Genomic DNA, 14540 nt, shown 5'->3' on the forward strand with positions numbered 1-14540 from the left:
TACTATGCGTGAAGCTGTTATTGTAGCAGGTGCAAGAACACCTATTGGAAAAGCAAAAAAAGGATCTTTAGCAACTATTCGTCCTGATGATCTTGGAGCATTAGTTGTGAAAGAGACATTACAAAGAGCGGGTTATGAAGGGGACATAGATGATTTAATTCTTGGCTGCGCTATGCCAGAAGCAGAACAAGGGATGAATATTGCGCGTAATATAGGAGCACTTGCTGGGCTACCTGATACAACACCAGCTGTAACAGTTAATCGATTCTGTTCATCAGGTTTACAATCAATCGCTTATGCTGCAGAACGTATTATGCTTGGACATTCAAAGGCTATTATTGCAGGCGGTATTGAATCTATGAGTCTAGTACCAATGATGGGCAATGTGATTAGACCTAATGCGACTTTAGCGGAAACTGCCCCTCAATATTATATGAGTATGGGGCATACAGCGGAAGAAGTGGCTAAGAAATATGATGTTAGTCGTGAGGATCAAGATGCCTTTGCTGTTCGTTCACATGAATTAGCGGCAAAAGCAATTCAAGAAGGTAAATTCGTCGATGAAATCGTTCCAGTGGAAGTCGTGCAACGATACGTGGATGCGGGGAATAATTTGCAAGAGAGAAAATTCACTTTTGATATGGATGAGGGTGTACGTGTTGGTACATCTCAAGAAACACTTGCGAAATTACGCCCAGCGTTTTCAGTAACTGGAAGTGTAACAGCAGGTAATGCTTCACAAACTTCAGATGGTGCAGCAGCAGTACTTGTTATGGACCGTGAAGAGGCAGAAGCACAAGGTTTAAAGCCAATGGCGAAATTTTTATCCTTTGCCGTAGGTGGAGTGCCTCCTGAAATTATGGGGATTGGCCCAACAGTTGCTGTACCGAAGGCGCTGAAAATTGCTGGCCTATCTATTGAAGATATTGACCTATGGGAAATTAACGAAGCTTTTGCTTCACAATCAATTCAAGTGGTGCGTGAACTGGGTATCGACCTTGAAAAAGTTAATGTTAATGGTGGTGCAATTGCATTAGGGCATCCGCTTGGTGCTACAGGTTCCATCCTAACACTGAAATTAATTCATGAGTTAAAACGTCAAGGTAAAAAGTACGGTGTAGTAACAATGTGTATCGGTGGCGGTATGGGAGCTGCTGGCGTATTTGAAATTCTATAAATAACACACAAAAGGGGAGCGATTATTATGACAGAGAAATTAGCGAATATCATTAGAGGCGGTAGCTTTTTAACTGAAGATGTAGAACTTGATCGTGTATTTACGCCAGAAGATTTCACTGAAGAGCATAAAATGATTGCGAAAACGACAGAGGACTATGTGCAAAATGAAGTATTACCAGTCGTTGAGAACTTAGAAAATCATGAGTTTGATCATTCTGTACGATTATTGAAAAAAGCTGGTGAACTTGGTCTTTTAGCTGCAGATGTTCCTGAAGAATATGAAGGTCTTGGCTTAGACAAAGTAACATCAGCATTAATCGCTGAGAAAATGTCAGTAGCTGGCGGATTCTCTATTACACACGGTGCACATGTTGGAATTGGTTCATTACCAATCGTATTATTTGGTAATGAAGAGCAAAAACAACAGTACTTACCTAAGCTTGCATCTGGAGAGCTAATTGCAGCTTATGCATTAACAGAGCCAGGTTCTGGGTCGGATGCATTAGGTGCTAAAACAGTAGCCAAATTAAATGCAGAAGGTACACATTATGTATTAAACGGTGAAAAACAATGGATTACAAACGCTGGTTTTGCTGATGTATTCGTCGTATATGCGAAAATTGATGGCGATAAATTCTCAGCATTCATAGTAGAACGCAATTATCCAGGTGTTTCTGTCGGTGCAGAAGAAAAGAAAATGGGGATTAAATCTTCTTCAACTCGCACACTGATATTAGAAGATGTAAAGGTGCCAGTTGAAAACCTACTTGGTGAAATAGGTCGCGGTCACATTATTGCATTTAACATTTTGAACATCGGTCGTTACAAATTAGGTGTTGGCTCAATTGGTGCATCAAAGCGTGCTCTTGAATTAGCGATTTCGTATACAAACCAACGTCAACAATTTAAAACACCTATTTCATCTTTCAATTTAACGAAAGAAAAATTATCAACAATGGCTTCAAAATTATACGCTACTGAAAGTTTAATCTACCGTACAGTAGGATACTTTGAAGATCGTATGGGCCAATTAAGTGAAGACGAACAAAAAGACGGCAAAGCGATTGCAGCATCAATTGCAGAATATGCTATTGAATGTTCTATCAATAAAGTTTTTGGTTCTGAAACACTTGATTATATCGCTGATGAAGCGGTGCAATTACATGGTGGATATGGTTTCATGCAAGAGTATGAAGTAGAGCGCATTTACCGTGACTCACGTATTAACCGAATTTTCGAAGGAACAAATGAAATTAACCGTTTCATCATACCGGGCACATTTATGAAAAAAGCAATGAAAGGTGAGTTACCTTTATTACAACAAGCGCAGAGCCTACAACAAGAGCTATTAATGCTAATGCCTGAAGAAATAGCTGATGAGCCATTAGCACAAGAAAAATATCTAGTAAAAAATGCGAAGAAAATCGCTCTATTAGCAGCTGGTCTTGCTGCACAAAAATACGGCCCGAAATTGGATGCTGAGCAAGAATTACTAGTGAACATTGCGAATATCGCTAACCAATTATTTGCAATGGAATCTACTGTGTTACGTACAGAAAAAGCTATTGCTCGTGATGGGTTAGATAAAGCAAGTCAAAAATTACTATACACTCAAATCTTCTGCCAAGAAGCATTTGAAGAAATCGAAAAAGAAGCAAAAGAAACAATTATTACAGCCGTAGACGGAGACAATGCTCGTATGATGTTATCTGCGCTTCGCAAACTTACTCGTAACAATCCTTATAATGTCATTGCAAAAAAACGTGAAGCATCAGTTAAATTGATTGCTGCTGAGAAATTTGTTGTCTAAAATAAGCTAGTTGAGAATCCGAACACAACTTTTGTGTTCGGATTTCTTGCTTGTAGACTATACTCCCACTACAATAGAATTAAATAGTTTGGAAAAAGGAGCATGTATATGTCTATTTTATTCATTCAATATCCAAAATGTACAACTTGTCGTAAAGCAAAAGCATGGTTAGACGAAAATGGGGTAAACTATACAGATAAGCACATCGTTGAAGAAACACCTTCTAAAGAGAAATTAAAACAATATTTAGATGCTAGTGGTTTACCATTAAAGAAATTTTTTAATACTTCAGGAATGAAGTATAGAGAGCTACAATTGAAAGATCGACTTGCTGATATGTCGGAAGATGAGCAATTAGAATTGCTTGCTTCTGATGGTATGTTAATCAAGCGTCCAATCGTTACAGACGGTAAAAAAGTGACGTTAGGATTTAAAGAATCAGACTTTGAACAGACATGGAAATAACACAGACATATGCTTGTTTTTACAATGGAAATATGTCAAACTTAAAGTGAATATAATTACATATTTGGAGGGGTATTCATGAGCACACCAAAAGACTTACGCTATTCTGAAGAACATGAATGGGTAAAAACTGAAGACGGAAAAGTACGTATCGGTATTACACATTTCGCACAATCTGAACTAGGCGATATCGTTTTTGTTGAACTTCCACAGGTTGGCGACGAATTAGTAGCAGACGAACCATTCGGCAGTGTTGAATCTGTAAAAACTGTATCAGAACTTTACGCACCGATTTCTGGTAAAGTTGTTGAAATTAACGAAGAGCTTGAAGAAAGCCCAGAGTTCGTTAACGAATCTCCATACGATAAAGCATGGATGGTTGTAGTTGAACCAGCTGATAACGCTCAAGTTGATGCATTATTAACTGCAGAACAATACGAAGCAATTATCGAAGAATAAGATCTGAAAACGCCGTGCATTTGCTCGGCGTTTTTTTAAACTTGGTAAACGGCAAAAAGTATTTGTTAGGAGGGTATATATGACTTTTAACAAGCTGATTATCGTGGAAGGGCGCCAAGATAAGTTGCGAATTGCGCCAATACTAGCAGAGAACATTCCGATAATATGTACGAATGGAACAGTTAGTGCAAGCCGATTAGAAGAAATCTTGGCACCATATGAGGACTGCGAATTGTATGCATTCTTTGATGCTGACTCATCGGGTGATAAGCTCCGTGCTCTTTTTAAAAGAGAGTTCCCAAATGCTCGTCATCTACACACCTCCTCTACTTATAAACAAGTAGAAGCTACTCCTAGAAGACATTTAGCTAGAATATTATTGGCGGCAAATTTTACAGTTCATAAAGAATATCTAATAGTATAGGAATGAAGAAGATGGAAGAATGGTCACGTGAACAATGGGAAGAAACTATGAAAAACTCCTCGCTTTCGGCTTTTTATTTGTATACACCATTATGTGGGACGTGTGCAGTTGCGTCGAAAATGATGGAAGTAGTAGAACATGTCGTTAGCGATATTCCTATTGGTAAAGCGAACTTGAATTATATACAAGATGTAGCGTTTGATTATGAAATAGAAAGTGTCCCATGCTTGATTATTTCGAAGAATGGGAAAATTCATGATAAAATCTATGCCTTTCAATCAGTACCTTTTTTGTTTGAAAAATTACGTCAAAACGATTGACGTTGAAGCAATAGCGTGATAAAGTAGCAAACATAACTAATTAAATATAGTCGTTACTCTTATTTAGAGAGGTGGAGGGAAGTGCCCAATGAAGCCCGGCAACCGTCATATTTATATGGCACGGTGCCAAATCACACAAAGTATTTACTTTGGAAGATGAGAGAACGGTTTTACGTATATAGCTTTGCGTTGAACCCTTCTGTTAATCTGCAGAAGGGTTTTTTTAGTTTCTAAGAGATGCCAGTAGAAAGTGCATACTTTTTAGTTTTAAAATAAAGGTGGTATGACAGTGATTCAGTTAGAAAATGTTATGAAAAAATATAAAACCGCTAACGGAGAGTTAACCGCTGTCAAAAATGTGAATTTATCTGTTGAAGACGGAGAAATATTCGGCATTATTGGATACAGCGGAGCAGGCAAGAGTACGCTCATTCGTTTATTAAATGGTTTGGAGCAACCGACGACCGGTAAAGTTGTTGTGAATGGTCAGGAAGTTTCGTCGATTAAAGGAAGTGCGTTACGTAATGCGCGTCAAAAAATCAGTATGATCTTCCAACATTTCAATTTACTTTGGTCACGTACTGTAGAAGAGAATATAGCATTTCCATTAGAAATTGCAGGTTTATCTAAGGCAGAACGTCAGAAAAAGGTATTAGATCTTATTGAATTAGTTGGTTTAAAAGGCAGAGAAAAGGCGTATCCTTCTCAATTATCAGGTGGTCAAAAGCAACGTGTAGGTATTGCTAGAGCACTGGCAAATAACCCAGAAGTACTGCTTTGTGATGAAGCTACTTCAGCACTTGATCCTGAAACAACGGATTCAATTTTAGATTTACTAGTCGATATCAATGAGAAATTAGGCTTAACTATTGTACTTATCACGCATGAGATGCATGTCATTCGTAAAATTTGTCATCGCGTGGCAGTAATGGAAGCTGGACAAGTTGTTGAAAATGGTGATGTTCTAGAAGTATTCCAATCACCACAAGCAGACGTTACAAAACGATTTGTTTCTCAAATTACAGATACGAATGAACGTAAAGAATCAATTGAACAAATTATTGAAAACTACCCATCAGGAACACTTGTAAAATTAATGTTTGTAGGCTCTTCAACTGGTCAGCCAGTTATTTCACATTTAAGCCGTGAACTTAATTTGGACGTGAATATTGTCCATGGTAATATTTCGCAAACGAAAAGCGGGCCATATGGCACGCTGATTATACAGTTAGATGGCAATAATGATAATGTACAAAAAGCAGTCACATATATGAATGAACATGGAGTAAAAACGGAGGTGATCGAAAATGCTTAATGATCTCTTCCCGAATGTACAATGGGACAGAATGTGGGAAGCAACGATAGAAACACTGTATATGACAGGTGTTGCTACAATTTTCACTTTTGTCATTGGTTTAGCTTTAGGTATTTTGCTGTTTTTGACGAGCCCTCAGCAATTATGGGCAAATAAATTAGTAAGTTGGTTAACAGGTTCGATCGTGAATATTTTCCGTTCGATTCCATTCATTATTTTAGTGATTCTATTAATACCATTTACGAAACTATTATTAGGCTCAATTCGAGGTCCCAATGCCGCATTACCAGCATTAATCATTGGAGCAGCACCGTTTTATGCGCGTATGGTTTTAATTGCGTTAAAAGAAATTGATAAAGGTGTCATCGAAGCGGCACGTTCAATGGGCGCAAAAACTTCTACGATTATCGGTAAAGTGTTAATCCCAGAGTCATTACCCGCATTAGTTTCGGGTATTACTGTAACAGCTATCGCACTTGTTGGATACACAGCAATGGCAGGTGTTATTGGGGCAGGTGGACTAGGGACATTAGCATTCTTAGATGGTTTCCAAAGAAGTCAAAGCGATGTAACTTTCGTTGCAACAATCCTTATTTTAGTAGTGGTATTTGTTATTCAATTCGTCGGAGATCTTATTACGACGAAGATTGATAAAAGATAATTTGGGCTTATACGGTATAACCGATCACATATAACTAAACAGTATAAAAGGAGCGTTAAGAACATGAAGAAATTTGTAGCAGGAATCCTTACGGGAGTATTAGCCATAAGCTTAGCAGCTTGTGGTAAATCAGAAGAGAAATTAGTAATCGGTGCAGCGAATACACCGCATGCTGAAATTTTAGAAAAAGCAGAGCCATTACTTGAAAAAGAAGGTATCAAGCTTGAAATCGAAAGGTATCAAGATTATGTTTTACCGAACAAAGATTTGGAAAACGGCGATTTAGATGCAAACTACTTCCAGCATATTCCTTACCTAGAACTTCAAAAAAAGAAAAATGGATATGATTTTGTTAATGTTGGTGGAGTGCACATCGAGCCAATCGGTATCTATTCTAAAAAATATAAAAAACTCGAAGATCTACCAGAAGGAGCAACAATTCTTCTAAGTAACTCAGTTTCAGACCATGGTCGTATGTTATCCCTACTTGAAGCAAAAGGACTTATCACGTTAAAAGAAGGCGTAGATAAAACTGCAGCTGAAATTAAGGATATTACTAAGAATCCAAAAAACTTTAAATTTGATGCAAACACTGCACCCGAAATGCTTGTACAAATGTATAAAAATGACGAAGGTGACGCAGTATTGATCAACTCTAACTTCGCTATTGATGCCGGTATAAGCCCAGGGAAAGACGCAATTGCATTAGAAGATAAAGAATCAGAGTACATTAATGTGATTGCTGTTCGTAAAGAAGATGAGAATAACGAAAAGATTAAAAAATTAGTTAAAGTGCTCCATTCAAAAGAAATGCAAGACTATATATTAAAAGAATGGAACGGGGATATTGTTCCTGTATCTGAATAAGAAAGAATTGAAACACCCAAGCTGAATAAGCTTGGGTGTTTTTATGTATTTATAAGTTAATAACAATATTTAGGTAATTATGCTACGTGAATATTGTAAACCTTGCAATTAGTTGATTTAACACAACCTAATTATAATAATTTGAAAATACTTAATATTCCGGATTATTGTTGTGCTATTCACTTTAATAAGTGGGTGTGATAGAGTGTGCATATACTTTTAGAAAAGACATATGTATTTATCAGGAGGACATTTTATGAAGATCAAGTTTGGTTTATTGCCACGAATTATCGTCGCGATTATTTTGGCAGCGTTACTAGGTACTATTATGCCGAAAGATGGCGTTCGTATATTTGCAACATTCAATGGTATATTCGGAAATTTCTTAAACTTCGTTGTACCGTTATTAATCGTCGCATTTATTGCACCGGGAATTGCACAATTAGGTAAAGGGTCTGGAAAACTGTTAGGGTTAGCTACTTTCTTTGCTTACTTTTCTACTTTAATAGCTGGATTCTTTGCATTCTTTGTTGCTTCAAATGTTTTACCGAATTTAATTTCAACTTCTGGTAGTGAGCAATTTTCTAACCCAGAGAAATTTTTAGCGAAATCATTTGTAGTAATCGATATGCCACCATTGATGGACGTTATGACGGCTCTATTATTAGCCTTCATCCTAGGGATTGGAATGGCATCTATCAATAGTGAATTTATGAAAAAATTCTTTGATGAGTTTAATTTAATTATTGATAAAGTAATTTCGAAAATTATTATTCCGTTATTACCTATTCATATTTTTGGTATTTTCTTAAATATGACTTTTGCTGGTCAAGTAGCAAAAATTCTATCAGTTTTTGCATTAGTATTTTTATTAATTATTTTAATGCATTTATGTATCTTGGTATTACAATATGTAGTAGCAGGCGCTATTAATAAGAAAAATCCGTTCTATCTTTTGAAAACAATGGCACCTGCATATTTTACAGCTCTTGGAACACAGTCATCAGCTGCGACGATTCCGATTACATTAAAGCAAGCACGTAAGACAGGTGCTTCTGATCGAGTAACAGGTTTCACTGTCCCACTATTTGCAACAATTCATTTATCAGGCAGTACAATTACTTTAACAACATGTTCAATTGCTGTAATGATGTTAAATAATCATGCGTATTCATTAACTGAAATGATACCTTTCATTTTCATGTTAGGTATTGTAATGGTTGCAGCACCTGGTGTACCGGGTGGCGCAGTAATGGCAGCGACAGGTATTCTTCAATCAATGTTAGGTTTTGATGAAACTATGGTGGCGTTAATGATAGCTCTATATCTCGCGCAAGATAGTTTTGGTACAGCTACAAACGTAACAGGTGACGGTGCACTTTCAATGATCGTTGATCGCTTCAGTAAAAAAGAACAAGCGTAGTTAGAAAATAACCATGCACTATAAAAAGGCCTTCCGAATATTTCGGAGGGCTTTTTATTATTTAAACTGAGTCAATAATGAGAAGAAGTTATTTACAAAGCTTAAGAAAACTTGTTCAGAAGGAGCTAAATCACGATTAGTAGGTGAAATAATACCGACCGTTCTTGTAAACTCCGGTGAAACTAGCGGTAACTTTACAGTGCGTCTAGGTGTGGAGTCATAAAAGGCACTTTCAGGTAACAAGCTTATGCCGATTCCAGCAGCTACTAAACCTTTTAAAGCATCCATATCTTCACCCTCTGAAGTGATTTTAGGTGTGAAGCCAACAGATTTACAAGCTTCAACAGCCACTTTATTGAGAATATAACCTTCGGGGAAAAGAACAAAATCCTCATTCCGTAAATCAGATAAATGAATGGATTCCTTTTGTGCTAAAGAATGAGTGGCTGGCAATAAGGCTGCAATATTTTCTGTAAATAAAATCGTCGTATTGATGGCATCGTCTTTTTGTGGAAGTGGACCAAGGAACGCTAGGTTTAGTTCTCTGTTCTTCACTGCATTTATTAAATATCGGTAAGAGCCTTGGCGCAAGTGGAATGATACATTAGGGTGCTCTTTTTTAAATGCTGAAATAACAGTAGGCAACAAAAAACTCGCTAAGCTCGTAGGAAAGCCGATTTTGATCGTTCCCTTTTCTGGGTCCAAGTATTCGTCGATTTGCTTTTTGGCAAAATCGATTGCTTGTAAGGCAGCAATGCTATGCTCGAGAAATGTTTTACCAATTGGCGTCAGTTTGACATTTCGTCCAACTCGCTCAAATAGCTTTGTACCTAGTTCTTCTTCTAAATTAGCTATTTGGCGACTTATCGCAGATTGAGCAACGTGTAAGTTTTCAGCAGCTTCAGAAATATGTTCAAGCTCCGCAACCGCAACAAAATAGCGTAATTGGCGTAATTCCATCGTATGTCATCTCCCATTCATCTAATTTATAGATTAATAATATATAAATTATATATTGTTTATATCAATTTGAAAAACTAAAATAAATTTAAGTCACTTTTTAAGTGAAGAGGGAGGGATTTACATGACATTTCATCAACTTCCAACAGCACAGGGATTATACTCCCCACAATTTGAGCATGATGCCTGTGGTATTGGTTTATATGCTCATTTAAAAGGTAAAGCCACACATGACATCGTAATGAAGGGGTTAGAAATGCTGTGCCGTTTGGATCATCGTGCAGGGCGAGGTAGTGACGGCAAAACGGGTGATGGGGCAGGATTAATGGTCCGAATTCCGGATGCATTTTTCAGAGCGATTTGTACTGAGTGGACTTTACCTGATCAAGGACGCTACGGTGTCGGGATGTTATTTTTCACTCAAGATAATACTGAACGACAAGATATAGAGAATAAGATGAATGCATTGATTGCTGAGGAAGGCCAAGAGTTATTAGGCTGGAGGACAGTACCAATCAACACAGATCCTTTAAGTGACACTGCTAAGGAAACAGCGCCAGTTGTACGCCAAGTGTTTATTAAAGCGGCTAATGTCAGTAATTCCCTCGCCTTCGAGCGTAAGTTGTATCTAGTTCGTAAGCAAACAGAGCACTGGGCAACAAAAAATGACAAAAAGTTTTATTGTGCAAGTTTTTCGAGCCAAACAATGGTTTTTAAAGGATTACTGACACCTCAAGAGGTGGATGAATTTTACATGGATTTGCAAGATGAGCGATTTGCATCGGCATTTTCATTAGTTCATTCACGTTACAGCACGAATACATTCCCAAGCTGGGAACGTGCACATCCGAATCGCTACATTATTCACAATGGTGAAATTAATACATTACGTGGCAATATTAACTGGATGAAAGCACGTGAACAACAATTTGTTTCAGAAGCATTTGGGGATGATTTAGAAAAGCTTTTACCGATTGTTGACCAAAGTGGTAGTGATTCATCAATGCTTGATAACGCTTTTGAGTTTTTCGTTTTAGCAGGGCGCACGCCGGCTCATACGGCAATGATGATGATACCGGAACCTTGGACTGAGAATCCGCATATTTCAGAAGAGAAAAAAGCGTTTTATGCGTACCATAGCTGTTTAATGGAACCTTGGGATGGGCCAACAGCGATTTGCTTTACTGATGGTAAACAAATTGGTGCGATTTTGGATCGTAATGGTTTACGACCAGCACGCTATTATGTCACAAAGGACGACTACATCATTTTCTCATCAGAAGTTGGTGTAGTGGATATAGAGGAAGAAAATATTGCTTACAAAGAACGTTTAAGCCCGGGGAAAATGTTGCTTGTTGATTTAGAACAAGGACGGATTATTTCAGATGAAGAATTAAAATCAGATATGGCAGGGGAAAAGCCATACGCACAATGGTTAGAAGAAAACCTTGTGACTGTGAAGACGAAAGAAGATCAACCTGAGGACATGATGGATTTACTATTCCGTCAAAAGGTCAATGGTTACACTTACGAAGATATTCACAAATATATCGTACCAATGGTAGCTGAGGGGAAAGACCCCCTTGGCTCAATGGGGAATGATACACCGCTAGCGGTATTATCAGATCGCCCACAATCATTATTTAATTATTTTAAACAGCTTTTTGCACAAGTGACAAATCCACCAATCGATTCGATTCGTGAGCATATTGTTACGTCTACAATGACGGTTTTAGGGGCAGAAGGTGACTTGCTACATCCAACAGAAAAAAATAGCCGTCGAATTTTTTTAGAAACGCCGGTCCTTACGAACAGTCAACTACAGCAATTAATAGTAAATGATGATGAAAATTTCAAAAGTGCATTATTGCACCTTGATTTTTCAGAAGAATTAGAAAATGAATTGGCTAGATTAACAAAAGATGCAGATGAAGCGATTGCAAAAGGTGCTCAACTACTCGTGTTATCAGACCGACTTTTACATGCTGAGACACCGACTATACCAGTACTACTAGCTGCTAGCTGTTTACATCAATATTTAGTGGAAACGGGAAATCGTACAAAGGTGAGTATTATTGTAGAGTCTGCTGAAGTACGTGAAGTGCATCACTTTGCAACTTTAATCGGCTACGGTGTAGATGCTATTAATCCGTATTTAGCATTTGCTTCAATTTATCAAGCGATTAAAGATGATCATCTGTCACAAACATATGATGAGGCTGTTGCCAAATATACAAAAGCTATTGCAGATGGTGTTGTTAAAGTTATGTCTAAGATGGGCATTTCAACTGTTCAGAGTTACCGTGGTGCTCAAGTCTTTGAAGCGGTAGGTATTAGTAAAGAAGTTATTGCTAAATATTTCACAGGAACAGCTTCACAATTAAGCGGCATTGATTTAGAAACAATCGGTAAAGAGGCACTTCGTAAGCATACTGAAGCAGTGAACTCTACTGAGCAAGTGTTGCAATCGGGCAGTGATTTCCAGTGGAGAAGCACGGGTGAGCATCATGCCTTTAATCCGAAAACGATCCATACATTGCAATGGGCAGCACGTAAAGGGGATATCGGTCTTTACAGACAATATGCTGAAATGGCAAATGAAGAGCGAATTGGTTTCTTGCGTAATTTATTTGCATTCAAAAAAGCACAACGACGTATTCCTATAGAAGAGGTAGAATCTGTTGCATCAATAGTAAAACGCTTTAAAACAGGTGCCATGTCATTTGGGTCATTAAGTCAGGAAGCGCATGAAACATTAGCTATTGCGATGAACAGATTGGGCGGTAGAAGTAACAGTGGAGAAGGGGGGGAACACCCTAGCCGTTATGAGATTGATGCTAATGGAGATAATCGTCGAAGTGCAATTAAACAAATTGCTTCAGGTCGTTTTGGTGTGAAAAGCCATTACTTAGTGAATGCAGATGAGTTGCAAATTAAAATGGCACAAGGGGCAAAGCCTGGTGAGGGTGGTCAGTTACCTGGCAACAAAGTATACCCATGGGTAGCTGATGTTCGTGGTTCAACTACAGGTGTTGGATTAATCTCGCCTCCACCACATCATGATATCTACTCTATTGAAGATATGGCTGAGTTGATTCATGATTTGAAAAACGCTAATCGTCATGCACGTATTAGTGTGAAACTTGTTTCAAAAGCTGGGGTTGGTACCATTGCCGCTGGTGTTGCGAAAGGTGCAGCTGACGTAATTGTTGTTAGTGGATATGACGGTGGTACAGGAGCTTCACCAAAAACGAGCATTAAGCATACCGGATTACCATGGGAGCTTGGTCTTGCGGAGGCGCATCAAACGCTGATGTTAAATGGACTACGTGATCGCGTCATTTTAGAAACGGATGGTAAATTGATGACAGGAAAAGACGTCGTGATGGCGGCTTTACTCGGAGCTGAAGAATATGGTTTTGCAACAGCCCCATTAATCGTTCTTGGTTGTGTAATGATGAGAGCGTGTCATTTAGATACATGCCCAGTTGGGGTAGCTACTCAAAATCCTGAGTTAAGAGCGAAATTCATGGGGAATGCGGATCACGTCGTAAATTTCATGCAATTTGTTGCTGAAGAAGTACGAGAACATATGTCTATGCTCGGTTTCCGTTCAATGGATGAGATGATTGGTCGCACAGATGTTTTAGAAATTAGTGACCGAGCTATGAATCATTGGAAAGCAAGCCAATTAGATCTTTCAGCTTTATTATATCAACCTAAAGGACCTCGTACTCAGCAAGTGATGCAAGATCATAAAATTGAAGAATCTCTTGATATGCGTGAAATTCTTGGCGCGGTTGAGAAAGCAATAATGGATGAAAGTCCTATTAAACTGCACTATCCGATTAAAAACACAGACCGAGTTGTTGGCACTATTATCGGGAGTGAAATATCCAAACGTTATGGTGAAAGAGGTTTAGTTGACGATACAATTTCACTTCAATTCACGGGTTCAGCAGGGCAAAGTTTTGGTGCGTTTATTCCTAGAGGAATGTCTATGTATGTAAATGGCGATGCGAATGATTACTTCGGTAAAGGGTTATCAGGAGGGAAAGTTGTCGTTTCCGCACCAATAAAAGGCGATGTTGAGAAGAACGTCATTGCCGGAAACGTTTGTTTATACGGCGCTACGAGTGGTAAAGCATTTATCAATGGCCGTGCAGGAGAACGTTTTGCAGTCCGTAATAGTGGTGCGGATATCGTTGTTGAAGGAATAGGAGATCATGGTTGTGAGTACATGACAGGAGGCCATGTTGTTATTTTAGGTGATGTAGGTAAGAACTTTGGTGCTGGTATGTCCGGTGGTATTGCGTACGTATTAGTAGAAGATGAAAAATCTTTCAAAGAAAAGTGCAACATGGAAATGATAGGATTTGAAGATTTAGAAAATGAGGAAGAAACTAAATTTGTCCGCGCATTAATTGAAGAACATATTTTGAACACAGATAGTTCAAAAGCTAAAACGCTCTTAATTGATTGGACGCAGTCAGTTGTTAAATTCTTAAAAGTTGTTCCAGCAGACTACAAGAAAATGATTGATCGTATTAGTGATTTCAAGGATGAAGGTTTATCTGCTGATGATGCAGCGATGAAAGCATTTTTAGCTACTTCTAAAAAAAAGGAAGTAGTGCTTTCCAATAAATAGCGGAGGAGG

At 38.1% G+C, this 14540-nt stretch carries 12 protein-coding genes and 1 riboswitch; of the genes, 11 read left to right on the top strand and 1 reads right to left on the bottom strand.

Translation table 11 applies throughout. The features are described from left to right. Window positions 1–4: 4 nt before the first annotated feature. The 10 genes from BK137_RS12995 to BK137_RS13040 all read left to right on the top strand — a co-directional run bounded on the left by BK137_RS12995 (window position 5) and on the right by BK137_RS13040 (window position 8923). Complete coding sequence (locus tag BK137_RS12995) at window positions 5–1177, top strand: acetyl-CoA C-acetyltransferase (protein ID WP_038188709.1); 1173 nt, start codon at window positions 5–7, stop codon at window positions 1175–1177. Between the two features lie 27 nt (window positions 1178–1204). After that, window positions 1205–2989 carry an acyl-CoA dehydrogenase family protein gene (locus BK137_RS13000; protein ID WP_038188707.1) on the top strand — a complete coding sequence of 595 codons (1785 nt, stop codon included), beginning with the start codon at window positions 1205–1207 and terminating at the stop codon, window positions 2987–2989. Between the two features lie 108 nt (window positions 2990–3097). After that, the gene (locus tag BK137_RS13005) at window positions 3098–3454 is read left to right on the top strand and encodes an arsenate reductase family protein (RefSeq protein ID WP_038188704.1); all 357 of its coding nucleotides are present in this window, start codon (window positions 3098–3100) and stop codon (window positions 3452–3454) included. Window positions 3455–3532: 78 nt separating this feature from the next. Continuing rightward, a complete protein-coding gene (gcvH, locus tag BK137_RS13010) occupies window positions 3533–3913 on the top strand; it encodes a glycine cleavage system protein GcvH (protein ID WP_038188701.1) in 381 nt (126 codons plus the stop codon). Between the two features lie 79 nt (window positions 3914–3992). Next, window positions 3993–4337, top strand: coding sequence for a toprim domain-containing protein (locus BK137_RS13015; RefSeq protein WP_038188697.1), 345 nt, complete (start codon window positions 3993–3995; stop codon window positions 4335–4337). Between the two features lie 11 nt (window positions 4338–4348). After that, window positions 4349–4657, top strand: coding sequence for a thioredoxin family protein (locus tag BK137_RS13020; RefSeq protein ID WP_038188694.1), 309 nt, complete (start codon window positions 4349–4351; stop codon window positions 4655–4657). A 56-nt stretch (window positions 4658–4713) separates the two neighbouring features. Beyond that, window positions 4714–4820, top strand: a riboswitch (SAM riboswitch). Window positions 4821–4946: 126 nt separating this feature from the next. Then, entirely contained in the window at window positions 4947–5972 is a 1026-nt protein-coding gene (locus tag BK137_RS13025) for a methionine ABC transporter ATP-binding protein (protein ID WP_038188691.1), read from the top strand. Next, on the top strand, window positions 5965–6633 hold the full coding sequence (locus BK137_RS13030) for a methionine ABC transporter permease (protein ID WP_038188688.1): 669 nt from the start codon (window positions 5965–5967) through the stop codon (window positions 6631–6633). Before BK137_RS13025 ends, BK137_RS13030 begins: the two co-directional genes overlap by 8 nt. A 63-nt stretch (window positions 6634–6696) precedes the next feature. Continuing rightward, window positions 6697–7500 (top strand): MetQ/NlpA family ABC transporter substrate-binding protein, encoded by an 804-nt coding sequence (locus BK137_RS13035; protein WP_038188685.1) that lies wholly within the window; start codon window positions 6697–6699, stop codon window positions 7498–7500. Between the two features lie 256 nt (window positions 7501–7756). Further along, complete coding sequence (locus BK137_RS13040) at window positions 7757–8923, top strand: dicarboxylate/amino acid:cation symporter (protein WP_038188636.1); 1167 nt, start codon at window positions 7757–7759, stop codon at window positions 8921–8923. 57 nt (window positions 8924–8980) lie between these two features. Here BK137_RS13040 and gltC read toward each other — a convergent pair whose 3' ends face one another. Next, window positions 8981–9883: a glutamate biosynthesis transcriptional regulator GltC gene (gene gltC, locus BK137_RS13045; RefSeq protein ID WP_038188627.1), complete on the bottom strand. Its 903-nt coding sequence runs from the start codon at window positions 9881–9883 to the stop codon at window positions 8981–8983. 124 nt (window positions 9884–10007) lie between these two features. Here gltC and gltB point away from each other — a divergent pair, with 124 nt between their 5' ends. After that, on the top strand, window positions 10008–14531 hold the full coding sequence (gltB, locus tag BK137_RS13050) for a glutamate synthase large subunit (RefSeq protein ID WP_038188624.1): 4524 nt from the start codon (window positions 10008–10010) through the stop codon (window positions 14529–14531). Window positions 14532–14540 lie beyond the last annotated feature (9 nt).

This window comes from Viridibacillus arenosi (assembly GCF_001955655.1).
Classification (GTDB): domain Bacteria; phylum Bacillota; class Bacilli; order Bacillales_A; family Planococcaceae; genus Viridibacillus; species Viridibacillus arenosi.

What these genes read in the sequence shown, in the direction of transcription:
- BK137_RS12995 (WP_038188709.1), top strand. Translation starts at nt 5, where the DNA reads ATGCGTGAAGCTGTTATTGTAGCAGGTGCAAGAACACCTATTGGAAAA.
- BK137_RS13000 (WP_038188707.1), top strand. Translation starts at nt 1,205, where the DNA reads ATGACAGAGAAATTAGCGAATATCATTAGAGGCGGTAGCTTTTTAACT.
- BK137_RS13005 (WP_038188704.1), top strand. Translation starts at nt 3,098, where the DNA reads ATGTCTATTTTATTCATTCAATATCCAAAATGTACAACTTGTCGTAAA.
- gcvH (WP_038188701.1), top strand. Translation starts at nt 3,533, where the DNA reads ATGAGCACACCAAAAGACTTACGCTATTCTGAAGAACATGAATGGGTA.
- BK137_RS13015 (WP_038188697.1), top strand. Translation starts at nt 3,993, where the DNA reads ATGACTTTTAACAAGCTGATTATCGTGGAAGGGCGCCAAGATAAGTTG.
- BK137_RS13020 (WP_038188694.1), top strand. Translation starts at nt 4,349, where the DNA reads ATGGAAGAATGGTCACGTGAACAATGGGAAGAAACTATGAAAAACTCC.
- BK137_RS13030 (WP_038188688.1), top strand. Translation starts at nt 5,965, where the DNA reads ATGCTTAATGATCTCTTCCCGAATGTACAATGGGACAGAATGTGGGAA.
- BK137_RS13035 (WP_038188685.1), top strand. Translation starts at nt 6,697, where the DNA reads ATGAAGAAATTTGTAGCAGGAATCCTTACGGGAGTATTAGCCATAAGC.
- BK137_RS13040 (WP_038188636.1), top strand. Translation starts at nt 7,757, where the DNA reads ATGAAGATCAAGTTTGGTTTATTGCCACGAATTATCGTCGCGATTATT.
- gltC (WP_038188627.1), bottom strand. Translation starts at nt 9,883, where the DNA reads ATGGAATTACGCCAATTACGCTATTTTGTTGCGGTTGCGGAGCTTGAA.
- gltB (WP_038188624.1), top strand. Translation starts at nt 10,008, where the DNA reads ATGACATTTCATCAACTTCCAACAGCACAGGGATTATACTCCCCACAA.